The 22,579-nt window shown below is 62.3% G+C and carries 25 protein-coding genes and 1 tRNA gene; 16 read left to right on the forward strand and 10 right to left on the reverse strand.

Annotated features, from left to right (window positions below; all coding sequences use genetic code 11):
• Positions 1-21 precede the first annotated feature (21 nt).
• Together phoU and phoB are read left to right on the forward strand one after the other, a co-directional pair.
• Positions 22-732 (forward strand): phosphate signaling complex protein PhoU, encoded by a 711-nt coding sequence (phoU, locus tag AB4Y97_RS15060; protein ID WP_441999858.1) that lies wholly within the window; start codon positions 22-24, stop codon positions 730-732.
• 2 nt (positions 733-734) lie between these two features.
• Positions 735-1,448, forward strand: a complete 714-nt coding sequence (gene phoB / locus AB4Y97_RS15065) for a phosphate regulon transcriptional regulator PhoB (protein WP_441999859.1) — start codon at positions 735-737, stop codon at positions 1,446-1,448.
• Between the two features lie 150 nt (positions 1,449-1,598).
• On the opposite strand, the gene AB4Y97_RS15070 is transcribed toward phoB, so the two are convergent.
• Positions 1,599-2,132 (reverse strand): GcrA family cell cycle regulator, encoded by a 534-nt coding sequence (locus AB4Y97_RS15070; protein ID WP_441999860.1) that lies wholly within the window; start codon positions 2,130-2,132, stop codon positions 1,599-1,601.
• A 384-nt stretch (positions 2,133-2,516) separates the two neighbouring features.
• Here AB4Y97_RS15070 and AB4Y97_RS15075 point away from each other — a divergent pair, with 384 nt between their 5' ends.
• From AB4Y97_RS15075 to AB4Y97_RS15085, 3 genes are read left to right on the forward strand one after another with little or no spacing between them, the layout of a single operon-like run.
• Positions 2,517-3,725 (forward strand): aspartate aminotransferase family protein, encoded by a 1,209-nt coding sequence (locus AB4Y97_RS15075; protein ID WP_441999861.1) that lies wholly within the window; start codon positions 2,517-2,519, stop codon positions 3,723-3,725.
• Complete coding sequence (gene argF / locus AB4Y97_RS15080; protein ID WP_441999862.1) at positions 3,722-4,648, forward strand: ornithine carbamoyltransferase; 927 nt, start codon at positions 3,722-3,724, stop codon at positions 4,646-4,648. Before AB4Y97_RS15075 ends, argF begins: the two co-directional genes overlap by 4 nt.
• Complete coding sequence (locus tag AB4Y97_RS15085) at positions 4,645-5,643, forward strand: Hsp33 family molecular chaperone (RefSeq protein ID WP_441999863.1); 999 nt, start codon at positions 4,645-4,647, stop codon at positions 5,641-5,643. The genes argF and AB4Y97_RS15085 overlap by 4 nt, the downstream gene beginning before the upstream one ends.
• On the opposite strand, the gene argE is transcribed toward AB4Y97_RS15085, so the two are convergent.
• Positions 5,640-6,812, reverse strand: a complete 1,173-nt coding sequence (gene argE, locus AB4Y97_RS15090; protein WP_441999864.1) for an acetylornithine deacetylase — start codon at positions 6,810-6,812, stop codon at positions 5,640-5,642. The two genes, AB4Y97_RS15085 and argE, sit on opposite strands and share 4 nt — an antisense overlap.
• 7 nt (positions 6,813-6,819) lie before the next feature.
• Complete coding sequence (apaG, locus tag AB4Y97_RS15095) at positions 6,820-7,212, reverse strand: Co2+/Mg2+ efflux protein ApaG (protein WP_441999865.1); 393 nt, start codon at positions 7,210-7,212, stop codon at positions 6,820-6,822.
• 118 nt (positions 7,213-7,330) lie between these two features.
• On the opposite strand from apaG, the gene AB4Y97_RS15100 reads away from it, so the two are divergent.
• Both AB4Y97_RS15100 and AB4Y97_RS15105 read left to right on the forward strand, forming a co-directional pair.
• Complete coding sequence (locus tag AB4Y97_RS15100; RefSeq protein ID WP_441999866.1) at positions 7,331-7,957, forward strand: CDP-alcohol phosphatidyltransferase family protein; 627 nt, start codon at positions 7,331-7,333, stop codon at positions 7,955-7,957.
• 75 nt (positions 7,958-8,032) lie between these two features.
• Positions 8,033-9,124 (forward strand): 2'-deoxycytidine 5'-triphosphate deaminase, encoded by a 1,092-nt coding sequence (locus AB4Y97_RS15105; RefSeq protein WP_441999867.1) that lies wholly within the window; start codon positions 8,033-8,035, stop codon positions 9,122-9,124.
• Between the two features lie 29 nt (positions 9,125-9,153).
• Here the strand turns inward: AB4Y97_RS15105 and AB4Y97_RS15110 are convergent, their stop codons facing one another.
• Positions 9,154-9,426, reverse strand: a complete 273-nt coding sequence (locus AB4Y97_RS15110; RefSeq protein ID WP_441999868.1) for a hypothetical protein — start codon at positions 9,424-9,426, stop codon at positions 9,154-9,156.
• 161 nt (positions 9,427-9,587) lie between these two features.
• On the opposite strand from AB4Y97_RS15110, the gene AB4Y97_RS15115 reads away from it, so the two are divergent.
• The 6 genes from AB4Y97_RS15115 (at position 9,588) to AB4Y97_RS15140 (ending at position 14,425) form a co-directional block, all read left to right on the forward strand.
• Positions 9,588-9,662, forward strand: a tRNA-Gly gene (locus AB4Y97_RS15115).
• Positions 9,663-10,536: 874 nt separating this feature from the next.
• Entirely contained in the window at positions 10,537-11,262 is a 726-nt protein-coding gene (locus AB4Y97_RS15120) for a hypothetical protein (protein WP_441999869.1), read from the forward strand.
• 225 nt (positions 11,263-11,487) lie between these two features.
• Entirely contained in the window at positions 11,488-11,832 is a 345-nt protein-coding gene (locus AB4Y97_RS15125) for a DUF6634 family protein (protein WP_441999870.1), read from the forward strand.
• Between the two features lie 12 nt (positions 11,833-11,844).
• The gene (locus AB4Y97_RS15130) at positions 11,845-13,437 is read left to right on the forward strand and encodes an AAA family ATPase (RefSeq protein WP_441999871.1); all 1,593 of its coding nucleotides are present in this window, start codon (positions 11,845-11,847) and stop codon (positions 13,435-13,437) included.
• An 11-nt stretch (positions 13,438-13,448) separates the two neighbouring features.
• On the forward strand, positions 13,449-13,649 hold the full coding sequence (locus AB4Y97_RS15135; protein ID WP_441999872.1) for a hypothetical protein: 201 nt from the start codon (positions 13,449-13,451) through the stop codon (positions 13,647-13,649).
• On the forward strand, positions 13,634-14,425 hold the full coding sequence (locus AB4Y97_RS15140) for a hypothetical protein (RefSeq protein WP_441999873.1): 792 nt from the start codon (positions 13,634-13,636) through the stop codon (positions 14,423-14,425). Before AB4Y97_RS15135 ends, AB4Y97_RS15140 begins: the two co-directional genes overlap by 16 nt.
• A 1,128-nt stretch (positions 14,426-15,553) precedes the next feature.
• On the opposite strand, the gene AB4Y97_RS15145 is transcribed toward AB4Y97_RS15140, so the two are convergent.
• On the reverse strand, positions 15,554-16,786 hold the full coding sequence (locus AB4Y97_RS15145) for a cation:proton antiporter (RefSeq protein ID WP_441999874.1): 1,233 nt from the start codon (positions 16,784-16,786) through the stop codon (positions 15,554-15,556).
• Positions 16,787-16,894: 108 nt separating this feature from the next.
• Between AB4Y97_RS15145 and AB4Y97_RS15150 the strand changes: the two genes are divergently transcribed.
• Together AB4Y97_RS15150 and AB4Y97_RS15155 are read left to right on the forward strand one after the other, a co-directional pair.
• Entirely contained in the window at positions 16,895-17,149 is a 255-nt protein-coding gene (locus AB4Y97_RS15150; protein WP_441999875.1) for a hypothetical protein, read from the forward strand.
• 29 nt (positions 17,150-17,178) lie between these two features.
• Positions 17,179-17,382 carry a heavy-metal-associated domain-containing protein gene (locus AB4Y97_RS15155; protein WP_441999876.1) on the forward strand — a complete coding sequence of 68 codons (204 nt, stop codon included), beginning with the start codon at positions 17,179-17,181 and terminating at the stop codon, positions 17,380-17,382.
• A gap of 34 nt (positions 17,383-17,416) precedes the next feature.
• Here the strand turns inward: AB4Y97_RS15155 and AB4Y97_RS15160 are convergent, their stop codons facing one another.
• The 4 genes from AB4Y97_RS15160 to AB4Y97_RS15175 form a co-directional block, all read right to left on the reverse strand.
• Positions 17,417-17,662, reverse strand: coding sequence for a DUF2171 domain-containing protein (locus tag AB4Y97_RS15160; protein WP_441999877.1), 246 nt, complete (start codon positions 17,660-17,662; stop codon positions 17,417-17,419).
• Between the two features lie 123 nt (positions 17,663-17,785).
• On the reverse strand, positions 17,786-18,553 hold the full coding sequence (locus tag AB4Y97_RS15165) for a hypothetical protein (RefSeq protein ID WP_441999878.1): 768 nt from the start codon (positions 18,551-18,553) through the stop codon (positions 17,786-17,788).
• A gap of 71 nt (positions 18,554-18,624) precedes the next feature.
• Complete coding sequence (locus tag AB4Y97_RS15170) at positions 18,625-19,290, reverse strand: hypothetical protein (protein WP_441999879.1); 666 nt, start codon at positions 19,288-19,290, stop codon at positions 18,625-18,627.
• A gap of 2 nt (positions 19,291-19,292) precedes the next feature.
• On the reverse strand, positions 19,293-20,102 hold the full coding sequence (locus tag AB4Y97_RS15175; RefSeq protein ID WP_441999880.1) for a DUF4396 domain-containing protein: 810 nt from the start codon (positions 20,100-20,102) through the stop codon (positions 19,293-19,295).
• A gap of 656 nt (positions 20,103-20,758) precedes the next feature.
• Between AB4Y97_RS15175 and AB4Y97_RS15180 the strand changes: the two genes are divergently transcribed.
• Positions 20,759-22,078 (forward strand): chloride channel protein, encoded by a 1,320-nt coding sequence (locus AB4Y97_RS15180; protein ID WP_441999881.1) that lies wholly within the window; start codon positions 20,759-20,761, stop codon positions 22,076-22,078.
• On the opposite strand, the gene AB4Y97_RS15185 is transcribed toward AB4Y97_RS15180, so the two are convergent.
• Complete coding sequence (locus AB4Y97_RS15185) at positions 22,072-22,542, reverse strand: hypothetical protein (protein WP_441999882.1); 471 nt, start codon at positions 22,540-22,542, stop codon at positions 22,072-22,074. The genes AB4Y97_RS15180 and AB4Y97_RS15185 overlap by 7 nt on opposite strands.
• Positions 22,543-22,579 lie beyond the last annotated feature (37 nt).

Genomic DNA, 22,579 nt, shown 5'->3' on the forward strand with positions numbered 1-22,579 from the left:
AGCGCTTCAAGGAGATTCTCCATGGCGGAGCATATCGTCAGCTCCTACGACAACGACTTGCAGAGCCTCCGGCGCCGCATCTCCGAGATGGGCGGCATCGCCGAGAAGATGCTCGTCGATGCCATCGACGCTCTGGTACGCAGCGACATGCCGCTTGCGCAAACCGTCATCGCTTCCGACAGCCGCCTCGACGTGCTGCAGCGCGAGGTGGAGGAAAGTGCGATCCTCACGATCGCCCGGCGCCAACCGCTCGCCGTCGATCTGCGTGAAACCATCTCCGCGATCCGTGTCTCCGGAGACGTGGAACGTATCGGCGATCTGGCGAAGAACATCGCCAAGCGGGCGCTCGCCATCGGCGGGCAGTTCCAGGCCCACAAGATCGTCGTCGGCGTGCAGCACATGAGCGACCTGGTGCTTGGCCAGCTCAAGGATGTGCTCGATGCCTATGCGCAGCAGGACACGGCGAAGGCGCTCGATGTCTGGCAGCGGGATGGCGCCATCGACGCGCTCTACACCTCCCTGTTCCGCGAGCTTCTCACCTACATGATGGAAGATCCGCGCAACATCTCGTTCTGCACGCATCTTCTGTTCTGCGCCAAGAACATCGAGCGCATCGGCGATCACACCACGAACATCGCCGAGACGGTGCATTATCTCGTCACAGGCGAGACCCTGGCGATCGATCGGCCCAAGAACGACCGCTCGATCGATGTGACCAAGGCGGGAGCCTGAGGATGGGACCGCGCGTTCTGATCGTCGAGGATGAGGAGCCGCTGACGCTCCTCCTGCGCTACAATCTCGAGGCCGAAGGCTACGATGTGGACAGCGTTGCACGCGGCGATGAGGCGGAGATCCGCCTGCGCGAGCAGGTGCCCGATCTCGTGCTGCTCGACTGGATGCTGCCCGGTTTGTCGGGCATTGAACTCTGCCGCCGCATTCGCGTCCGGCCGGAAACCGAGCGGATGCCGATCATCATGCTGACCGCGCGGGGTGAGGAGGGGGACCGCATCCGCGGCCTGTCCACCGGCGCAGACGATTACATCGTCAAGCCGTTTTCGGTGCCGGAACTTCTCGCGCGCGTCCGGGCGCTCCTGCGCCGCACGAAGCCTGCGCATATCGCGACGCTCCTGACGGCCGGCAACATGGAACTCGACCGGGAGACTCACCGGGTTCGGCGGAACGGCAAGGAACTGCACCTTGGCCCGACGGAGTTCCGGCTCCTGGAATTTCTGATGACGAGTCCTGGCCGCGTCTTCACCCGCGAGCATCTGCTCAATGCGGTCTGGGGGCACGATGTTTATATCGATGAGCGCACGGTCGACGTGCATGTGGGCCGGCTGCGCAAGGCGATCAACATTCCCGGAAAGCCCGATCCCATCAGAACCGTGCGCGGAGCGGGCTATTCTTTCGACGAAACCTTCGCCCGCGATGAACAAGCTGTGAAATGAAAGAGGCAGGCGTCAGGCCTGCCTCTGGAAATCTCGCCTTTAGAGCCGCTTCCGGTTCCATGAAACCAGGAGCGGCTTTTCAATTTTCAAGCGATCACATGTCCTTGGCGGCTTGGCGTCCACTTCGCTAAGGACATGCTCAGGGCGCGGTCAGGCCCGCGCCAGCTTACGCTCGCGCTTGCGGTCGGTGACCGGCTGATAGGCAATGCGGGCGTGATGCGTGCAATAGGGCAGGCCAGTGATCGAGCGGGCGCCGCAGAAGCGGAATTCCGGCTTGGTCGGATCGCCCATGGGCCAGCGGCACATGGATTCACGCAAATCCATGATGGTGACCCGCTCGGACATCGGAATGGCCAGGTCGTCCTCAATCATGATTTCAGGTTCCTCCTCCACCACCGGCGGACGGGGAATGGGAGCGATGACCACATTGCTCCGGTTTTGCGGCGCAATGGGGGCAGGAGCGCTGGGCGCGCGAGCAACCTTGCGAGGGCGCTGGGAAGCAGGCGAGGCCGCCTTATCCTTGGCCCGGCCGGACAGGCCGAGGCGGTGAACCTTGCCGATGACCGCATTGCGGGTCACGTTTCCGAGCTCGGCCGCGATCTGGCTCGCGCTCAAGCCATCGGTCCAGAGCTTTTTCAGAAGCTCGACCCTCTCATCCGTCCAGGTTGCGCCCGCATCTGTCATTTTTTACTGCCTCCATCGGGGCTGCTTTAACTGGTTCGAATCCCTTATGCTTCGCGGACAGAAAGATGTCCGACCGCGTCGCTAGGATCGCTCCTGAAGGTGAAAGCCGCCGCACGAATGCGTACTCGACGGCTCAGAAGTTACTAGATGGGTGGACTCCGGCGCAAGAGTCCCCGGACAAGCCTCGCCGTTTTCCCCAGGGAACTCGTTTTTGCCGAGCTCTTCCCCTTGTGATGATTTAGTTCATTTCTCTTGAATTGACAGGGTCTCTGGTCTCATTAGAATCCGTCAGGCTGCCGCCCCGTACCGGGCGGCGCTTTCTTTTTCTGGCCCAAGTGCGCCCCTCCAGGTGCGACCTTGGGTCTTCAAGCGGAGAATGATCCCGTGACGTCGCCATTGCTGCCGACCTATGCACGTGCCGATATATCCTTTGAAAAAGGGGAGGGGGCCTGGCTCTTCGGCCGAGATGGCGAGCGATATCTCGATTTCGGGGCGGGAATTGCCGTGAATGCCCTCGGTCATGCCCACCCGCATCTGGTGAAGGCGCTGACCGAGCAGGCGGCCAAGCTCTGGCATACCTCGAACCTCTATCAGATCCCCGAAGGCGAGCGCTTGGCCCAGCGACTGGTGGAAAATACCTTCGCGGATGTGGTGTTTTTCTCGAATTCCGGTGCCGAGGCCAACGAGGCGGCCATCAAGATGGCCCGCAAGTACCATTCGGCGAAGGGACATCCCGAACGTTTCCGTATCGTCACTTTCGAGGGTGCCTTCCATGGCCGGACCCTTGCCACCATCGCGGCAGGCGGTCAGGCCAAGTATCTGGAGGGCTTCGGCCCCAAGGTCGAGGGCTTCGACCAGGTGCCCTTCGGCGACCTCGACGCCCTCAAGGCCGTCATCGGGCCCGAGACGGCGGCGCTGATGATCGAACCGATCCAGGGCGAGGGCGGCATCCGCCCGGTGCCGAATGCCTTCATGCGGGCCTTGCGCGACCTTGCGGACGAGCACGGCCTTCTGCTGATTTTCGATGAAATCCAGACCGGCGTCGGCCGCACGGGCAAGCTCTTTGCCTATGAATGGACCGGCATCACGCCCGACATCATGTCGGTCGCCAAGGGTATCGGCGGCGGCTTCCCGCTCGGGGCCTGCCTTGCCACTGCCGAGGCTGCGAAGGGTATGACTTTGGGCACCCATGGCACCACCTTCGGCGGCAATCCGCTCGCCATGGCCGTCGGCAATGCGGTGCTCGACGTCATTCTGCAGCCCAGCTTCCTGCAGCACGTGGAGCGCGTGGGCCTGCTTCTGAAGCAGCGCCTGGCCGAGTTGATGGACCGCCATCCCGGCGTTATCGCCGAGGTGCGGGGGCAGGGACTCATGATGGGTCTGCGCACCCATGTGCCAAATACCGAATTCATCGCCGCCGCCCGCAAGCAGAAAATCATTCTGATCGGCGCCGGCGACAACGTCACCCGCCTGTTGCCGCCCCTGATCATCACGGATCAGGACGTCGCGGAGGCCATGAACCGCCTGGATGCCGCCTGCGCGGCCATTGAAGCCGAGCTGAAAACCGTTGCCCAGCGGGGAGCCGCCGAATGAAGACCCGTCACTTTCTCGATCTCAGCGACCTGTCCGGGGCCGAGATCCGCCATGTCCTGAATGTTGGTTCGACGATCAAGGCGAACCGCCGCCGTGGCGAGCGCGCGAAGGACCGGCCCCTCGAGGGCAAGGTCCTGGCCATGGTGTTCGACAAACCCTCCACCCGCACCCGCGTCTCCTTCGATGTCGGCATGCGCGAGCTTGGCGGCGAGACCCTGATGCTGACCGGCAAGGAGATGCAGCTTGGCCGCGGCGAAACCATTGCCGATACCGCCCGCGTGCTGTCCCGCTATGTCGACGCCATCATGATCCGCACCCTCGACCATGCGATGGTGACGGAGCTGGCCCAGAATGCGTCGATTCCTGTCATCAACGGTCTCACCAAGATGACCCATCCCTGCCAGATCATGGCCGACGTGATGACTTTCGAGGAGCATCGCGGGCCCATCCAGGGCCGGACGATCACCTGGACAGGCGACGCCAATAACGTGCTCGCCTCCTGGGTCCATGCCGCCGCGCGCCTCGATTTCAAGCTCAAGATCGCATCTCCGCCGGAACTTGCACCCCGTCCCGAGCTTTTGACATGGGCGAAGAAAGAAGGAGCGGAGATCGTCGTGACGACCGATGCTTTCGAGGCCGCCGAAGGGGCCGACGCCATTGTCACCGATTGCTGGGTATCCATGGGCGACGAGGACGAGTTCCGCCGCCATAACCTGCTCAAGTCCTATCAGGTGAACAGGAAGCTCATGGGTGTAGCCAACAAGGACGCCGTCTTCATGCATTGCCTGCCCGCCCATCGGGGCGAGGAGGTGACGGACGAGATCATGGACGGGCCGCAATCGGTCGTCTTCGACGAGGCCGAGAACCGCCTCCATGCGCAGAAAGGCATCCTGGCATGGTGCCTGGGAGCCGCCAGCGCATGACATCCGCACCTTTCGAAGGCGTCGATGACGTCGTCCTGCCATTCGCGGTCGAGCCGCTGGATGTGCGCGGACGCATCGTCCGTCTGGGCTCATCCATCGATACGATCCTGACGCGCCACGGCTATCCCGATGTCGTCGCCCGTGTCATCGGAGAGGCTGCGGCGCTCACTGTGATGCTCGGCTCTTCCCTCAAGTTCGAAGGGCGCTTCCAGCTTCAGACCAAGACTGATGGTCCCATCGAAATGGTGGTCGTCGATTTCGATGCGCCGGATCGCTTGCGGGCGACGGCGCGTTTCGACAAGGACAAGCTCGACGCCCTCGGTTCCGGGGCTGTCAGGACAGGCGATCTTCTCGGGTCCGGCCATCTCGCCATGACCATCGATCAGGGCTCCGACCGCAACCGCTATCAGGGCGTGGTTGCGTTGGAGGGACAGGGTTTCGAGGAGGCGGCGCACCAGTATTTCCGCCAATCCGAGCAGATCCCGACCCGGGTGCGTCTGGCTGTGGCGGAGCAGTTCGAGAACGGGCGGCACACCTACCGGGCCGGCGGAATGATGATCCAGTTCCTGCCTAATTCCCCCGAGAGGATGCGCCAGGGCGATTTCTCGCCGGGCGATATCCCGGAGGGTCATCCCTCCAACGATCTCGCCGTTCCGAACGAGGATGACGCCTGGGTCGAGGCCAAGGCCCTGATCGAAACGGTGGAGGATCACGAGCTGGTCGATCCCGCCGTCTCCAGCGAGCGGCTGCTCTACCGCCTCTTCCATGAACGCGGCGTGCGCGTTTTCGAGGGGCAGAGCGTGCATGAGGAATGCCGCTGCTCTGAGACCCGCGTCATGTCCATGATGCGTCGCTTCTCGCCCGAGGATCGCCGCGACATGGTGGGCGACAACGGGCGTATCGGCATCACCTGCGAGTTCTGCTCACGTTTCTACGACCTCGACCCTGCCGATGTGGAGGCCGAGATCGCCAAGGCCGAGTCGCAATCGGCTTAAGAGCTTGCGCAATGGGCGGCGAGGCGGCGCATGAAGGTGGCGCCCGCCTCGAGTTCCTCCAGGGTGATGTATTCGTCCGGCTGATGAGCCCGGTCGATCGAGCCCGGCCCACAGACTACGGTCGGAATTCCGGCGGCCTGGAAATGTCCGGCTTCCGTCCCGAACGGCACGGTCTGGGTCCTGTTCTTCCCCACAAGGCGCAAGGCCAGAGTTTCCGCCGCGGAGCCCGTGTCCGGCGCCAAGCCCGGCACCGCGACCTCGAGCTGCGTCTCGATGCGTCCGAAATCGCCGAAACGGTTCAGGCGCTTGAGGGCGATCTCTGTGGCGAAGCGGTCGAGACGGGTCGGGATTTCCTGCGGGTCGAGGCTCGGCAGGCCGCGGAACTCCCAATGGAAAGTGCAGGATTTCGCCATGATGTTGCGGGCGGTGCCGCCCACGATCGTGCCGACGTGAACGGTGGTATAAGGCGGATCGAAACGTCCGCTCGGATCGCCGCGCTCCATCATCTCGTCGGAGATGCGGTTGAGCTCGCAGACCAGTTCGGCGGCCGTCATCACGGCGCTCGCGCCGAGATAGGGCTTTGAGGAATGGGCCTCGAAGCCATGCACGGTGGTTGCGAACGTCACCACGCTCTTGTGCGCATCGGCCACTTCGAGGTTCGTCGGCTCACCGACGATGGCAGCCTTCGGCAGGGGCAATTCGTGCCCGAGGCGGCGGATGGTGTCGATAACGCCGAGACAGGTGGTCTCCTCGTCATAGGATAGCATGATGTTGATCGGGGTCTTGAGATCCGCTGCCTGGAATTCGGGGATGAGAGCAAGGGCCAGCGCATCGAAGGCCTTCATGTCCACCGCGCCGCGGCCATAGGCGCGACCGTTCTCGACCCGCAAGGTGAAAGGATCCGACGTCCAGGTCTGGCCCTTTACCGGAACCACGTCCGTATGCCCGGAGAGAACGACGCCGCCTCTGTCCTGCGGCCCGACCGTCGCGTAGATCGCCGCCTTGTCCCCGGCCTCGTTCGGCACGCGGATATAGGGAACGTCCCAGCTTTTCAGGTAGGTTTCGACGAAATCGATCAGCGCAAGGTTCGATTTCGAGCTCTCCGTATCGAACGAGACGAGCTTCGCGAGCATTTCAAGCGGCGTCAGCCGCTGGCCTTTGGAAGACATTAAAACCTCAATGAACCACGCGCTTGGTGTAGGGGCTGTCGAGAGAGAAGGCTGGGATTTCTGCGTTGAAGGTCTCGCCGCTGCCCGTTTCCATGACGTAGCAGCCCTGCATGGTGCCGCTCGGCGTCGTCAGGGGGCAGCCGCTGGTATAGCTGTAGCTCTCGCCGGGGCCGAGAACGGGTTGCTCGCCGACGACACCCGGGCCGCGCACTTCCTGCATCTGGCCGCGCTCGTCGATGATCTTCCAATAGCGTGCGCGAAGCTGAACCCGCTCCAGGCCCGTATTGATGATCTCCACCGTATAGGCAAAGAAATACCGGCCTTCGGGAGGCGAGGATTCCTCCGGCATGTAGCGGGGCGTCACGGTGACGCTGATGCCGCGGGTTACGGCCTTGTACATCGGTCTCTCTCAAAGGCGTTGCGAAGAACTCCGGAGGAACTCCGGTGGAATGCGGCACCAACGCCGTGGTAAGCCCGCCCTCGATCCCCGTCAATTGAGAGGAACAGGAGAGGATCCCATGCTCGACGGATGGATACGCCGGATCGTCGACCCGCCCCTGGACCGGATCGGGCAACGGCTTGCCCGCAGGGGTGTCTCCGCCGATCTGGTTGCTGGCCTTGGCTTCGCAGCCGGCCTTGCCGCCGCCTTCATGATTGTTCTGCAGGTCGATGGCCTGGCGCTGTTCCTGTTCGCGCTCAACCGGATCCTCAATGGTCTGGACGGGGCGATCGCCCGCGCCTCCCGCCGCACGGATCGGGGAGGCTTCATCGACATCGTCTGCGATTTCGCCATCTATGGCGCCGTTCCGCTCGCCTTTGCCCTGCGCGAGCCGGAAACCTTTGCCGTTCCGGCGGCGGTCCTGCTCCTCTCGTTCTATATCAACGGCACGAGCTTCCTGGCTTTCTCCGCTGTGGCGGCCAAGCGCGGGCTGGAAAGCTCCCTGCGCGGGGTCAAGTCCATCTATTTCACGGTCGGGCTGATGGAGGGGACGGAGACGATTCTGTTCTTCGTCCTCATGATCCTGAAGCCGCAATGGTTTCCCGTTCTCGCATATGCCTTTGCCAGCCTCACTTTCATGAGCGCTCTCGCCCGGATCGTGCTCGCCTGGCGGGCCTTTAGCGACGAGGAGGATGGAATTTCTTGAGAATTCCGGAACATCCCTTAGAGATATTGACGGGTTTCAGCAGGGGAGTGGGCACAAGGCCCGTCGGAAGAACATATGGTTGCGTTGCAGGACGGGATTCAATCGGCCGATGCTATCGAGCGCCTTGCGAAAGCGGGCATCATCAAGCCGGAGACACCTTTCGCCTCCGATCAGGTGCAGCCGGCGAGTCTCGATCTGAGGCTGGGGAAGCGCGTCTGGCGTGTTCGCGCCAGTTTCCTGCCGGGCCGCAATCACACGGTTCGCGACCGGCTGGCCCAGTTGAGTTTCCACGAAATCGACCTGAGTGCCGGGGCCATCCTCGAAACCGGCTGCGTCTATATCGCCGAACTGCAGGAGGGCCTCGCCCTCCCGCCTGATCTTTCCGCCGCCGCCAATCCGAAGAGTTCCACCGGCCGCATCGACGTATTCACCCGCGTCATCACGGACCGAAGCCAGGAATTCGACACGATCGGCGCAGGCTATCAGGGCCCGCTTTATGCGGAGATCTCCCCCCGCACCTTCCCGGTCCTGGTGAGAACCGGCACGCGCCTGTCGCAGTTGCGTCTGCGCAAGGGCGAAGTGCGCCTGAGCGATGCCGATCTTCACGAACTTCACAAGCGCGAGCGGATCGTGACCTCCGCCGAACCGTCGATCCAGGACGGCGTCGCGGTAAGCGTCGATCTCGCGGGCTTCGGTCCGGACAATCTCATCGGCTACCGCGCCAAGCGGCATACGGGCCTCGTCGATGTGGACAAGCCCGGCTCGTGCCGGGTCGCGGATTTCTGGGAGCCGCTTTATGCGGATGCCAGCCGGACCCTCATCCTCGATCCCGGCCAGTTCTATATCCTGGCCTCGAAAGAGGCCGTACATGTGCCGCCCGACTATGCCGCCGAGATGGTGCCCTTCGACCCGTTGGTCGGCGAATTCCGTGTTCACTATGCCGGCTTCTTCGATCCCGGTTTCGGCCATGCGGCGGCTGGCGGGGAGGGGGCCCGCGCGGTGCTCGAAGTGCGCTCCCGCGACGTGCCCTTCATCCTGGAGGACGGCCAGATCGTCGGTCGCCTCGTCTATGAGCGCATGGCGGAGCGGCCGCAGGTTCTCTACGGCTCCGGCGCGGGCTCCAACTATCAGGCGCAGAGCCTGAAGCTCTCCAAGCATTTCCGATAAGAGTTCGGGGTGAGGAATTCGGCAAAGCGTTAATTCCTCGTCCACGGAGACCGCACAAGCCAAGTTACTGAGAGAAAGGCGCCGATCCAGGAGCCGAGCGCCGCGAAGACCACGTAGATGGCATGCTCCGTGTAGCTGATGACGGCGAAGGCCGAGAGCAGATACCAGATCCCGCTCCAGTTCGCCGCCCGAACGCGATGCTTTGCAACGACCGCGGCGTTGAAGAACACGTAAGCCGCATCGGTGGTCGCCGTGGCGAGCACGACGCCGATAGCAATCCACGGATCGATATCGAAGCTCATCCATGCGCTCCTGCGATATGCGGTGCATCGCCGGCGCCGCAGAGAAGGCGGAGAGGTGGATATGCGCCGGTATGGATAGAAGTCGATGGACAGGGGCCTGGGGGCTTTGTTAAGTTCCTGCGGACGATGACCGGCCTGAGGAACCTCGGAGCACGGCTCATGCGGGCGTAGTTCAGAGGTAGAACGTCAGCTTCCCAAGCTGAATGTCGTGGGTTCGATTCCCATCGCCCGCTCCAATTTTTTCTCTCGGAAGAACAAACCCTTAAAGGGCATTCGTTGTATTAGGGCTGAGCATTTGCTGCGGCGGATACAACATTCATACAACGCAGGGCTTCCATACCCTTCCAAATCGCGAACTCCTGATGCCCCACGAATCTTGTTAGACCTATTGCTCAGGGGCAAATGAGTGACACATCCAAGCCTTGCAGGCGATGCCATATTCCCGGGAAAACAAGCACTCCTCTAGGGAATCCTGCCGCAAGGACATGGCTAGGACCCCGATAAGTTGGAATGAGCGGACCCAAATTGGGCGACTGAAGGGCAGAATTGCCCGTACGTTTTCAGGTAGGCAGGTTGCAGCGGGTCATCTGCCATCTTGAATGGGTATGAAGTACTCCTGTCCGCACATCTCTCCCGAGCGGCCGCGGTGCTCCCGGGTGGAGTGTGTAAAGCCTGCCAAGCTTCTATACCGGATTCCGAAATCATTGTCTTCGGTTGCCGGCGAAGGGCTATGCGGTACACCGTGCCTGTGAGATTCAAGGTCCTATTTCGTCATAGGCTGCCTGTCAGAGGCACGACGCCTTAGCCCATCGGCAGCCTGCTGATCTGCCCCTTCGCCCAGTTTCGGAGCATGAGGGCAATTTCAAGCTGATTGCCCGCTCCCTTGCGATCATCGAAGTTTTGGGAAGGCGAAAGGATTCGATCCTATTCATTCCTGTCCCCGGGAATGCCCGCCCCACCCGGGAATACGTGCCCGGGCACAACTCCCAAAATCCTCCCGAGTCCTTCCCAAAGGCCCGGACTACGAGCCACGCCCGGGCTAAGGATCTGGACCATCACTGAGCGTGGGATCGGGCTCTTCCGGATCCTTTGCCAATCCAGGAGGACATCATGGAGCTGATCGTATTTTCAAGCAGGAAGGGAGGGGCTGCTCGCACAACTTGCAGCGTCCAGCTCGCGGCCGGAGCCCACAAGCTAGGATGGCGACCACTTCACATTCAGGTGCTCCCTTCAGGGCGCTTCCCCGTGTTGAACCGCGTCAAACAGATCCCCTTCGAAACCGCTCTAGTGATGGGAGACGACATCAACGCCGTAGCAGCCCAGATCCGCTTTCATGCGTCGATAAGGCCAAAGTGCCGCCCCATTATTGTTGACACGCCCGTTCAGACGTTCCGCGAAACCATGACCATGCTCGGCGGCATGGAGGCGCGGATCCTTCTGCCAATGCGGAGCAGCGAGCTCGAGGTTGACGCGGCAATCATGGATTATCAGGAATACGAGGACACACTGGCGCGGCAAGCTGCGGATCAGCAGCGTCCAACCGGTTGGCGCGCCCCGGTGTCGGTCCTGCCTGTCGGCTGGCCGTCAAGTTTCGAGAAAGAGGATTTCGCAGCCTTCCTGGCCCGCCGCGGATTGGTGCTGGACGATGCACGACGGCTCTCCGTCGTGGTGCCGGGAACCCCTTACCTCGACCATCTCGATCTGTGGTCGAGCAGGATCGGCTCCGGTTCCTGCTTCCATATGGAAGTGGGAGAACTGGACGCGGCCACAATGGTCGCGGGGGCGGTCCTCGGCGGGAGCGGCACCTTAACAGGGATTGCGGAAGAGGACTGGTGAGGCATCACCTCTGGACCGTGTGACTTCGTTTTCAAGTTGGGCCACGGCTGTTGTTCATCCAGTCACCCCAGCGAACTCTCTTAAGGCCTCGCCATTCGGGCGAGAGCCAGTTCCACAAAACACCGCTTGTCCATAACCAGTGGGTCGCCCGCGCGGCCTGCGTGCACGTTCGCTCGACCAGATGGCACGACCGGGACATGCACAGCCGAGCTTATGAGGATTGCAATGTTCGTGATGACAAAGGAGCGGGGTTTGGACCGCACCACCGTTTCCCAGGAGATCGACCGGCTCAAGCGGCTGGCCGAAGACATAAGGGCGATCGCGGAAGGGGAGAGCCCAACGGGCGACGATCTCAAGAACGCTCCCATTCTCAATCATTGGGTACGGGCGGTCAGGCCCGTTCCGTGCCTCGTCGGGTATGTCCCCGATCATCCGCGGCCGCCGGGCACTGGCCGCCCCGTCATGACCTCCGATCTCTGGGTCCTCGCCGAGCATCAGGGATGGGCCAGGACGCTCTCACGCTGGTACCTGCTTGGCCGGCCGCAGTCCACGGCCGGTTCGGCCTCCTGACGAGGACCGGCCATGGAATCGGGCGAGTCGTTCCAGGACGCGCAGCGCCATGCAGAGCGGGCGCGCAGGCACTTCCAACGCCGCAGGAAGGCGGCCTTGGCTGGGCTCCATCTCCCCACCGAACACGAACTGCTCGCCGGGATGCCGTTTCTCGGAGACGCTATCCAACAGGATATGCAGGCGTTCGCCGAGAGATTGTTGCCGCGGCTTCGCCGGAAGGCTGATCACGCCCACTTCGCTGCGGTCATTCATCACCTCGAGCAACTTACCGTCAGCGCCGGTGCGGACGAGGTCAAGGCACTCATGGCCATCCTCGGTGAGGCCGCGAGCACCTTGCCATCCTGTGCCTGGTCCTGGCGGCTGCGGTGCCGGATCTATCTCGCGCACCTGGGTGATCAGCGTGCTGCCCTCGATCTGGCCCGTGACGCGGTCGGGGTGGCGATCAGCCTCGACCGCGACATGGATCAGTGGGACACGGCCGTCGGGATGATCCAGGCCGCACTCGGTTGGATCTCGTTTGCGATATCCGATCCCGAGTTCTCCTTCCTGGGCACCGAGGCTTACCCGCCGCGTTCCGGAAGGCCGGGAGCAATGGCCGCTAGCTTAGGGCTCCGATTGATCGGAATAGTCGAGCATCAGGCGTCACTTGCTCGATCCGACAGTCCGCAGGTCGCAAACGCAAAGGTGCAGCAACCGGCAACGGCAAGGCCCGCGGGCGCGGCGATCCCGCAGGATGTCGATGGAGCTTCCTTGCCGTCGGCCGTGGTGTTCCGTCAGGTCGGGAACGCCAATACGGGGGAAGGAAAGAAAGTCGCCAAGGAGCTCGAGGAGCTCACGGGAAAGGCACTTCCACTGGTGCTCATGCCTGACCTTGGAGCCGCCCGGGCAGCCTTGAGGGCGGAGTTCCCCTACGCGGGCGACATCATTGATCGCATTCTCCTGGACATTCCCGTCCGGCCGCATGTCCAGCTCCGCCCGACCATCCTGGTGGGATCTCCTGGCTGTGGGAAGTCTCGCTTTGCGCGCCGCCTCCTGACAGTCCTCGCCATCCCGCATGACGTCATCCCGTGTGGGGGACTTTCCGATGGGGCCTTCGCGGGCACGGGCCGTCGCTGGTCCACCGGCGAGCCATCGCTCCCGGCTGCTCTTATCACCCGGCACAGGATCGCAGGACCCGGCGCGGTTCTGGACGAGATCGAGAAGGTCGGAACGTCCCGGCACAACGGCCAAGTGCATGACGCGCTTCTCGCGTTCCTGGAGAGGGAGACGGCGAGCCGCTTCCATGATCCGTACGTGCAGGCGCCATGCGATCTCTCGCACGTGACGTGGCTCATGACTGCCAACTCCCTCGAGGGACTGCCGAGCCCGCTGCGGGACCGGTGCCGTATCATTCCGTTTCCCGAGCCTGGACACGAGCATCTCCCGGCCCTCAGCCGCCAGATCATTGCGGATCTCCTGGCCGAACAGGGGCTCGATCACCGCTGGGCGAGTCCGCTCGACGCGATCGAAATGGAAGCCATCGCCAGAGCGTGGCCGGGAGGATCCTTGCGCAAGTTGCGAAGGATGATCGAGGTCGCTGTCGCAGCAAGGTGCGTGAAGCACTGATGGCGCCCAGAATGCAGTTTAAGAAGGTCGGGATGCACGACGTATTGTGTGGTGAAGAGCCGCTGCACGAACTCCTGCGGCTGGAAGCGCAACCGCGGGCCGCATGCCTTGCAAAGGGGCTCGGTGTCGCCGACGCCAATGTCGGTTCTCACGGAGCCAATCATCTTTTCATGTTGGATCTTCGGGAGATGTCGAAATGGCGCACAGGCTAGTCGCCCAGAGTTTCCTACGGTATCCCGTGTCGACCATCCTGGGAAATGAGGGTCAGATCCGTGTCCTGCGCGAACTGAGCCGACATGAGCGTGGGCTCTCCATCAGGACACTCTCGAACCAGACAGCGCTGACACGTCAGGAAGTGAAAGATATCCTCGCCACGCTGGTGGCGAACGGGGCCGTTTCCATGGTCAGGGGCGGGAGAGTAATGCTGTTCCGCATGGGCGATCATCCGATCATGCGAGCCGTTCGGGAGCTTTTTGCAACTGAGGAGCGGATTTACACCGAGGTCATGGATTGCTTGCGGGCCTGCATGAGCGCGCACCAAGGGGTGCTGGCGGCCTGGGTCTACGGCAGCGCTGCCAGAGGTCAGGGTAGATCGGGTAACGACATCAATGTCATAATCGTCGTGGCTGATGCCGACGTGGAGGCGATCGCTGGGGATGTGAGACATATCCTGGCGGAAAGTTCTCACCGGCTGCCCTGCGCCCCTTCACTTGTCGCGCTCGGGGCAAGCGACGTGATCAGGCTCTCCGCTGGCGACCCTTGGTGGTCCGACCTCGTGAAGGATGCTGTTCCCCTCAAGGGAGATCGCCCTGAGATCTACGCGAGAAGGCTACGACAAGCTCAACCAAGCCCGAAGGCCAAGACGTTCGGGGAGGCACTCAATGAGATCGGCTTCGTTCCACTGACCCCGCCCAGGCGGATCACCCTCCGACGAATGGGACGCGCCAGGCGACTCACGCGCTGGCGAAAGCCTGAGGAGCAGAACTAAGCTGTCACCGCGCCCAAGTCGCGGGTTCCTGATTTGAGGAGAATGACCTTGGCAGAGAAGCCGAAGTCCCAGCCCGGTGACGAACCCCGTCCGGCCACGAAGATTAAGACCTTTGGGGAGGCGCTGGACGAGATAGGCTTTGTTCCGCTTCACCCGCCCAGGCAGACCATCATCCGGGAAGACCATGCGCAAGAGCCACTCACGTGCTGGAAAAAGCCCGGGAAGCAGGCCCTAAAGCGGGATTGGCTTGGAGGCGGGGGCTATGCCTTATGCCCGCGTCGATAGCATCTGTGAACCGATGAGGAGCCCGACCCTCTTTCCCTTGCGAGCATGCCTTAGGCGAGGATCCAAAATGCGATGGAAACACGGCGGCTTGGGCAATCAAGATTTAGTTCAGCCCTCTAAGCCGGGTTAGGGTCAGGTGCCACGCCGATGCACAGTCCGTCGAAGCCACATGCTCACGAGACTTTGCGGGACGAACGTTGCGATCCCGTTCAGGGGCAGGTGCAGGTGCGGGTCCGCGAGGCCGCCGATCCTCAGATTGTAGGCTTCTCTATCAAATGCGCGGGATACGCGGTCGGGACGGTCGAATAGACGGTTCGGTTCAATGCCGCGGCGACTCCCTCCGCGGCTCGGATAGGCGAACCAGATAGCCCGACAGCCCTCCCTGAGGGACCGGCGGAATTGGGAGACACGGGTTGGGTCTGAAATATTGGCCGGTGCGTAGAGCTTAACGCCATGCCAAGATCGTCCGCCCCCTTCCAGCCTGTACTACAGCATCGGCCGTGAAGTCGAACTCACATCCGATGCAGTCAGTCTATGGTCTTGAGCATCTTTCCACGCAAAGCCGGTTCCCACTTTTGCGTTCGATGCTCTATGCGGCGACATCGCTCATCTGACACTCTCAGGGCCATATGTTTGGTCTTAGCCCGCTAAGGTCATAGAAGGGCACAAAGAACGATTAGGCATCTGCGCAAGCCTAAGTCGTTTCACGTCGGCAGTACCCCTTTCGGATCATTATCCGGCAGAAGGGTCCGGCTTAGGCTGTAACCAAGCGCGAATCGCCGCGCTGTTCTGGGCGTGCGTCGAGAACGAGGGGCAACACCATGAGCAGTGATGAGGGCTTCATTAAGGCGTATGAGCCTTCCTCATCCTGTCGAGCATATCCATGACAGGGCCAGCACTGAGGCCATAAACGACGACCGACAGCAGTACGATGACGCCCACGATCCGCCATAGACGTTCGGGATCACCCGCATGGCCTTCATTGATGGCATAGGCTGTGTAGTAGAGCGAGCCGAGGCCCCTGATGCCGAAGAAGCCGACGGCGAGCCGCACGGGCATCGGATGTCGTGAGCGAGCAAAGCCAAGGAGCACGGAGGCCGGGCGGAGGACGAAAAGGACGATCAGGGCGAAGACCACCTCGCGAAAATCAAGGGAAGCAATAAGGCCTTCGGCAAGCGCGCCACCGAACAGAGCGAGGATCAGGATCGAGACCAGTTGCTCGACCTGCTCGGCCGAACTGTGAATATCGCGGGTGTAATTGAGGTTCTTCGTTGTGTTGCGGATGGTCGACGCTGCCGTGAAGACGGCGACGAGGCCGTAAGCGTGGATGAGCTCTGCGGCGCCATAAACGAGCAGCGCAACTCCGGCAGATGCCAAGCCATTCTCGGACTGTGAGAGCCGAAACTGCTTAGGGATGCGCTGGTTGATCGCCGTAATCCCACGGCCGACCACCAGACCGACAGCGACCGCAGCGCCGATCTTCCAAAGCAGGTCGACCAGACCCCAGTTCTCGATCAATTCCGCTTGCAATGGATGGCCCATGAGGAGGAGGCCAAGGATCACGAAGGGATAGGCGAGCCCATCGTTCAGCCCTGCTTCGGACGTCAGCGCGAAGCGAACCTCCCCCTCTTCACCCACGCCGGGTGGGCCGACCTGCACATTCGAGGCCAGGACCGGATCGGTCGGGGCCAGGATTCCTGCAAGCAAGACCGCCTCGGTGGCAGGGAGATCGAGGATCCACACCCCGCACGCGGCAATCCCTGCGATCGCCAGCGGCATGCCAAGGCCGAGCAGACGCCAAGTGCTCGACCAGCGGTTCAGGCCGAAACGCCTGTCGACCTTCAACCCTGCGCCCATGACGGCGATCACGAGGACGAACTCGAGCAGTACCTCCGTGGCCATGCTGTAGGTTGCAAAGAACCGGTCCGAGGGCATGGGGAGGAAGAACACATAGCCGAAAGCAACGGCGAGGATCGGCAGGCTCAAGGGGGATCTCTGAAGGAGAACAGGCAGCCAGACGACGGCCAGGACGATGAAGCCGAGGGAGAGAAAGCCAAAGAGCTGAATCTGCTGCATCGTGCGAGGCGTCGATCTGTTCGGAGCGCGGGATCAGTCCCAAACCTGGAAACCACTTAACGCGTCCGATGTTCTCAAAGCAGGAGCAGACTCCTTGAGAGAATTTGAATGGATGCCCCCAACACGGACGACTTTCGGATCGAACACCAAGGCGACCAGATCGCGGTGATTTTCACGCCGGACGGCCGATCCTACACGTTCCGCATCGAAGGCGATCGATTGTCCGACCCGGTGGTTTCGCCCGCTCAGGTCAAGGTGGCGGATTATGCGAAGGACGAGGTCCGCAAGGCAGCAACTGAGCTGGCGCGGCTCGCGCTTAAGGGAGCCCCGTCCGGCGAGGCGTCCCCGTCCCAGCCGCGATAAACGGTTCGCAGAAACTGAAGGAGCCTCCGATGCGAACCTACAAGGTGACGGGCATGACCTGCGCCGGCTGCGAGAAGGCGGTCACCCGGGCCATCCAGAAGCAGCTCGGCGACGACACCGCCGTCGAGGCCGATGCAGAAAGAGGCGAGGTGCGGGTCAGCGAATCCACCGACCCGCAGATCGTGAGCTTCGCCATCGAGGGGGCCGGCTACTCGGTTGAGAAGGTCGAGTAAGGACCGGCGCCGAGGAAGCTGCTCCGGTGGCGTCTCAGAGGCTCGACTTGGCCCCCGCTTGCCACTCCTTCTCCACTTGCTCGCGCGATTTCGCGAGATGAACCACCTGGCCAATGTCGATGATCCAGATCATTGGAACCGAGGTCCTGTCGGGCTCGGGAGACGATGTCACTCCGTCCAGGAACAGCATGTGCCCCATGATCTCGCGAACGGCACCGAGCCGTTGACCGTCGGATGTCAGGACATCCATGCCTTCGTGAATTTTGTCGAGGTTGAGCATCGCGGATCTCCGGCAGTTTATTGGACGGCATGCCTGCTCAACCACCGAAGGATGGGACGGGTTCAATCATCACGGTCCTCATGTGAGGCCGCATGGCGCTCGCTGTGCCATGTCGAGGGGCGGCTAAAGGGTCAACAGGAGTGCAGCATAGGCCGCCAGGCCCGCCGCGAACGCCCAGAAGCGGCTTTGCCGCTCGCTCGGCACCTCCTCCTTAAGCACGTTCAGAATGACGCCTCCAGCCAGGAAGGCCGTGAGAACGGCGATGGCCGCCTCCGAGATCTCCGTGGCATAGCCAATGCCCAAGCCCAGTAGCACGGCTGCCGCAAGCACCCACCGGCCGGTGTGGCGATAAGGGGCCTTGTGGTCCTCGTTGAGCCCATAATCGGTCACCAGGAAGTGCAGGGCCATCGCGACGACGAAGAACAGCAGCGCCGGGAGCGTCATGACCTCCCGGTGAAGCAGCAGATAGCCGATCAGCGCATTGTAGATCGCGAAGGATCCCATATGGATCCAGAACACTTCGCGACTGGTGCTAGCCTGCGCCGCCTCGCTGTCCCGGCCGGACTGCACCATCTTGCCTTCCCGCCTGGAGCGCGATGACTTGGCCAAGCGGTCAAGGCCGTAGAATACGGCAAGGCCTGCAAGGGCAATGAGATAGACGTGCCGCTCGGCGAAGGTCTCGCTCTTCGCCACTGCACGGCTGACCTGTTCCTGGCCCTCAGCGAGCTCGGGCAGAAGGTGGACAAAGACATAGGCCACCGACACGCCGCCGGCGAGGGACAGCCAGATGCTGCGCGGGGTGCCTTCGAGGAAGCGCAGTGACGGCGTGATCACATGAACGAGGGCCAGAAGGGCTGCTGCCATGAGAGCAACGAGCGCAAGAGAACCCATGGGAGAATTGCTCCTTTCCCTAGCTCCCAAGCCTGTTCGCGCATGGGAGGGTATGACGGGGTCCCAGGATGCTACTTCGGCTCCAAGGCCGATGGCTTGGTATCCGTTGCAAGCACCATGTATGGTTTGCCGAGAAGAAGAGGCGCCGCCGGCAAGGCCATCGTCTTGGCTCCGATCCCGAAGCCAAGACCGCCCACCTCGAGGCGGATGGGCGGCACTCCCGATGAGGAGCGGGTCTCGAAGCCTCTGAACTGACCCAGGGTTTCGCCATGGGTATTAAGAAGGGGGCTCCCTTCCGCGTCCCCAATGGCCGACCCGCCGGGCAGGGGCGGAATAGATCGATCCAGTCGAGCTTTCTCCAGAGCTTCTGCTCCGTCTGCGAGGATCTGACGCGTCTCCGCCGGTCGGCCGTTCTGAAGCGCCGCGCGGCCGGCGCGGATTGCCTCAAGGGCCGCCGTGAAGGCGTGTCTAGCCTGAGGGTCAACGCCGACGGCGGAGGTCATTGCCTTTGCCAGATGCCGAGCTTGGTCGAGCGCCCGGGTCGCTGCATAGCGGTCTCCGCTCCCGAGCTTGCCGGCACTGGTGCGCATCTCGGAAGCGAGCCCATCCTGAAAGACGGCGATGCCTATGTCACGAGGAGCGCTCGATGCTTGGCCGAGGGGCGGAGGCGTCTGCGCCAAGACCGGAAAGGTACTCTCCACGAATATTAGGGCAACGCCAACAAACCTCCTCAGCAAGCTCATCCTCCTGATCCGTGCGGAACGGGCTGTTGCCCGGGCCGGCCCTGCGGCTGTGTCCCGTCTACCTTCTGCTGGTCCATTTTCTCGAGCATGTGCTCGTGGCCCTGGCCGTGCTTCCAGCCGATGGTGACCAGAACCCAGTTCATCGGATAGGTGACGATGAAGCCGACCAGCAAGCCCAAGGCTCCGAAAGTCCAGAAGGCATAGGTGTCAGGCAGGGGTTGCTCGCCAACCACGGCGGGCGTGACGAAACGCATCACCAGCCCCATGCCGACCATGACGGTGATCATTGAGAAGAACTCGGCCCGCCCGCCCTTCCAGAGCGACATCAGCCAGCCGTTATTGTGCATCCGCATGGCCCAGGTTTGGAAGATGAACCAGCCAAAGGCGAAGCCTACCGCATACTCGAACCAGAACTCCTGCCAGAAAGTGAAGCCCCACAGCCGCGCCCCCACCATCGCGGTCATGATGCCGAGGCCATCTCCGCCGACACAGTGAGCCGCCGACGCGACGACCTTGCGCCAGCGCGGTTTCGAGTACTCCGTGAAGCGGCGCATCTTGTCCTCCCGGCCGTTGTACCGAGCGATATCGGAGGGGCGCGATGTGACGAGGTAGAGCCCTATCCCGATGATCGAGAAGAAGAGGATGAGAATCGGCCAGCACACCTTCAGCGGTGGATTCAAGGCACTATTGGCCGTCAGGCTGTCGTAGACCACCCAAATGGCGCCGAGCACGCCGACCACGTACCAAGGAATCGCGAACCAGGGCTCGGCCATCCAGGTGAGGGCATTGGCGAGAAAGGACATCATGAGGCTCCAGATCGGGGCGTGACGTGATCCCATCCTGGGTCAAATCTCTTCGATACGACCCGTCTCAAGGACATTTTCTAGGGCCTCCCGCTCGGTCGACGGGCGAATGCTCCGCTCGCGCGGACTGCTGCGGATGGTATCCTTTACCTTCGGCGTGGCTACCGGAACGAGCAGGGCAACGTGCCCATTCTCGTCGACGGGACCAAGGCCGCCCTCGGCGAAGTGGCCCTGCGAACGTCTCGCCAGATCGGACGTTAATCTCAGCACAGCGGAGTTGTTCCGAGTTGTCTCAGTAGTGTCATGCCTTGGTACGCTGCCGCACCCGAAGAGGACCATCTCGGGAGTGGGCGCCATCCACAACGACACGATCAGTGGCCGGAACGCTATGATTCCGACCACCTCATCGGCCAAGCGGCCAGTAAATCCGACGAGGATCCTGCCTATACGCTGACCATGACTGTCGCTCTCCCGATTTCGCCGTCTATAGCCAAGGTGGACCTGGTCAGATCATCGTTGGCCCTCCAGCGTGGTCCAACCATCGTCACAAGGGGAGAGAACTTGACGCTATGCATGTCCGGCACAAGCCCGGACGAGTATACCCTTGGCTGAAACCCGTTAGGCTCAGTTGGAGCCGTACTCTATGTCCTGAGGTCATCGTGGCGATCCTTCCTCCTCACCACGTCCGCGTTTGGCGCTCCCTGCCGCACTGGCGGAGCCGGCTAGTGTTCTGGAGCGGCGGCGCGACTGTTGGGGTGATTGCGGCCCTGTTCGCGATGCTGGCGGATGAGGCACAGGCCGGGTTCCGGTTGCTGGTTGCGGCATCTCCCTATGGGCCGCTTCTGCTCACTCCCGCCGGCTTCGCCCTGTCAGTCGCTGTCGCCCGGCGCTTCTTTCCCGGCTCGCAGGGCAGCGGTATCCCGCAAACCATCGCGGCCCGGCACCTCACGGACGATGCGGCCCGCCAGCGCCTCGTTTCCGTCCGCATCGCCCTCGGCAAGGTGCTGCTCACGCTATTCGGCCTGCTCTGCGGCGCGTCGGTCGGGCGCGAAGGGCCGACCGTGCAGGTCGGAGCCTCCATTCTCCATGCTGCCGGACGAGCGTCGGGCCGGCACTACCAGGGCGTCATCCTGGCCGGCAGCGCCGCCGGCGTGGCGGCTGCCTTCAACACCCCGCTGGCCGGGATCGTGTTCGCCATTGAAGAAATGAGCCGCTCGTTCGAGCAGAAGACCAGCGGTCTCGTCCTGACCACTGTGATCATCGCCGGTATGGCGTCGCTGGCTCTGCTCGGGAACTATACCTATTTCGGCTACAGTGGCGCGACTATCGTCTCGCTCAAGGATTGGCTCGCGGTTCCACTTTGCGGCCTCGGCGGCGGACTGCTGGGCGGCGTGTTCAGCCGTATCGTGGTTGCAGCCGCCCGGAGCAAGGGACGCGTACAGTCCCTCTCCAGGGGCTATCCCGTCGCCTTCGCCGCGTGCTGCGGGTTTCTCATCGCGCTTCTCGGCCTCGCCTCCGGGAACACCATCTACGGCACCGGCTATCATGAGGCGCGGCAATTGCTGGCGGGGGCATCTGACGTGCCAGCCAGCTTCGGGCTTCTGAAGATGGGCGCCACAATCCTGTCCTCGATCAGCGGCATTCCCGGTGGGATCTTTGCACCCTCGCTCGCGGTCGGGGCCGGCATCGGGGCAAACCTCTCGGACCTGCTTCCTGGGGTGCCGGTCGGCACCTTGGTGCTTCTCGGCATGGTCGGTTATTTCGCCGGCGTGGTGCAGGCGCCAATCACATCCTTCGTGATCGTGATGGAGATGACCGACAATCACGCCATGGCGATTCCGCTCATGGCGACCGCGCTCCTCGGCTACGGCGCGTCACGCTTCATTGGCACGGAGCCGATCTATCACGCCCTTTCCCAGAGCTTCTTGCCTAACCCTTCGGGGGCCTCGTCACGTGGAACCAAACCAGACGATCATTGACAAACGTCACGGTTTTCAAAACAGGTCGTGAGTTCGCCGATGGCCTTGTGCCAAGCATCGATCCCCGCCTGTCGCTTCTCCGAGCCTGCGGTATGCATAAGCGCATAGGAATCCTTGATGGCCGTAAGGAGCTTTCGAAGCCCGCCGATCGTGTGTCCTGCCTCACCATAGGCAGTGATAGCACTCGGCGGCATGTGGGCGACTTCAAGGAAGCACATGTCGCGCGGCATGCAGACCACATTGGCGGTCTCGGCGACACCAAGCCCGTCATCGAGCTTCTGGAAGATGTCGTAATGTCCATCGCCGTTCGTCACGACGAGGAAGAACCCGTTGAAGTCCTGCTCGATCACGCCGACAACTGCGGGGCGATCCGCTGAGGCCGCGAGTGGCTGGGTAGGCACGGTCAGGAACAGCGAAGTGGCGATGTAAACGCCCGCTGTCATCCCATACACCCAGTGTCTCATGATGCGTACCCTCCTAGGGTCTCGATGGATGGCATGC

The sequence above is a fragment of the Microvirga sp. 2TAF3 genome (genome assembly GCF_052114965.1).
Lineage (GTDB): Bacteria > Pseudomonadota > Alphaproteobacteria > Rhizobiales > Beijerinckiaceae > Microvirga.

Bases quoted from the DNA above. Each gene is read 5' to 3' on its own strand.
- phoU (WP_441999858.1), top strand. From the start codon at position 22: ATGGCGGAGCATATCGTCAGCTCCTACGACAACGACTTGCAGAGCCTC.
- phoB (WP_441999859.1), top strand. From the start codon at position 735: ATGGGACCGCGCGTTCTGATCGTCGAGGATGAGGAGCCGCTGACGCTC.
- AB4Y97_RS15070 (WP_441999860.1), bottom strand. From the start codon at position 2,132: ATGACAGATGCGGGCGCAACCTGGACGGATGAGAGGGTCGAGCTTCTG.
- argF (WP_441999862.1), top strand. From the start codon at position 3,722: ATGAAGACCCGTCACTTTCTCGATCTCAGCGACCTGTCCGGGGCCGAG.
- AB4Y97_RS15085 (WP_441999863.1), top strand. From the start codon at position 4,645: ATGACATCCGCACCTTTCGAAGGCGTCGATGACGTCGTCCTGCCATTC.
- argE (WP_441999864.1), bottom strand. From the start codon at position 6,812: ATGTCTTCCAAAGGCCAGCGGCTGACGCCGCTTGAAATGCTCGCGAAG.
- apaG (WP_441999865.1), bottom strand. From the start codon at position 7,212: ATGTACAAGGCCGTAACCCGCGGCATCAGCGTCACCGTGACGCCCCGC.
- AB4Y97_RS15100 (WP_441999866.1), top strand. From the start codon at position 7,331: ATGCTCGACGGATGGATACGCCGGATCGTCGACCCGCCCCTGGACCGG.
- AB4Y97_RS15105 (WP_441999867.1), top strand. From the start codon at position 8,033: ATGGTTGCGTTGCAGGACGGGATTCAATCGGCCGATGCTATCGAGCGC.
- AB4Y97_RS15110 (WP_441999868.1), bottom strand. From the start codon at position 9,426: ATGAGCTTCGATATCGATCCGTGGATTGCTATCGGCGTCGTGCTCGCC.
- AB4Y97_RS15120 (WP_441999869.1), top strand. From the start codon at position 10,537: ATGGAGCTGATCGTATTTTCAAGCAGGAAGGGAGGGGCTGCTCGCACA.
- AB4Y97_RS15125 (WP_441999870.1), top strand. From the start codon at position 11,488: ATGTTCGTGATGACAAAGGAGCGGGGTTTGGACCGCACCACCGTTTCC.
- AB4Y97_RS15130 (WP_441999871.1), top strand. From the start codon at position 11,845: ATGGAATCGGGCGAGTCGTTCCAGGACGCGCAGCGCCATGCAGAGCGG.
- AB4Y97_RS15135 (WP_441999872.1), top strand. From the start codon at position 13,449: ATGCAGTTTAAGAAGGTCGGGATGCACGACGTATTGTGTGGTGAAGAG.
- AB4Y97_RS15140 (WP_441999873.1), top strand. From the start codon at position 13,634: ATGGCGCACAGGCTAGTCGCCCAGAGTTTCCTACGGTATCCCGTGTCG.
- AB4Y97_RS15145 (WP_441999874.1), bottom strand. From the start codon at position 16,786: ATGCAGCAGATTCAGCTCTTTGGCTTTCTCTCCCTCGGCTTCATCGTC.
- AB4Y97_RS15150 (WP_441999875.1), top strand. From the start codon at position 16,895: ATGGATGCCCCCAACACGGACGACTTTCGGATCGAACACCAAGGCGAC.
- AB4Y97_RS15155 (WP_441999876.1), top strand. From the start codon at position 17,179: ATGCGAACCTACAAGGTGACGGGCATGACCTGCGCCGGCTGCGAGAAG.
- AB4Y97_RS15160 (WP_441999877.1), bottom strand. From the start codon at position 17,662: ATGCTCAACCTCGACAAAATTCACGAAGGCATGGATGTCCTGACATCC.
- AB4Y97_RS15165 (WP_441999878.1), bottom strand. From the start codon at position 18,553: ATGGGTTCTCTTGCGCTCGTTGCTCTCATGGCAGCAGCCCTTCTGGCC.
- AB4Y97_RS15175 (WP_441999880.1), bottom strand. From the start codon at position 20,102: ATGATGTCCTTTCTCGCCAATGCCCTCACCTGGATGGCCGAGCCCTGG.
- AB4Y97_RS15185 (WP_441999882.1), bottom strand. From the start codon at position 22,542: ATGAGACACTGGGTGTATGGGATGACAGCGGGCGTTTACATCGCCACT.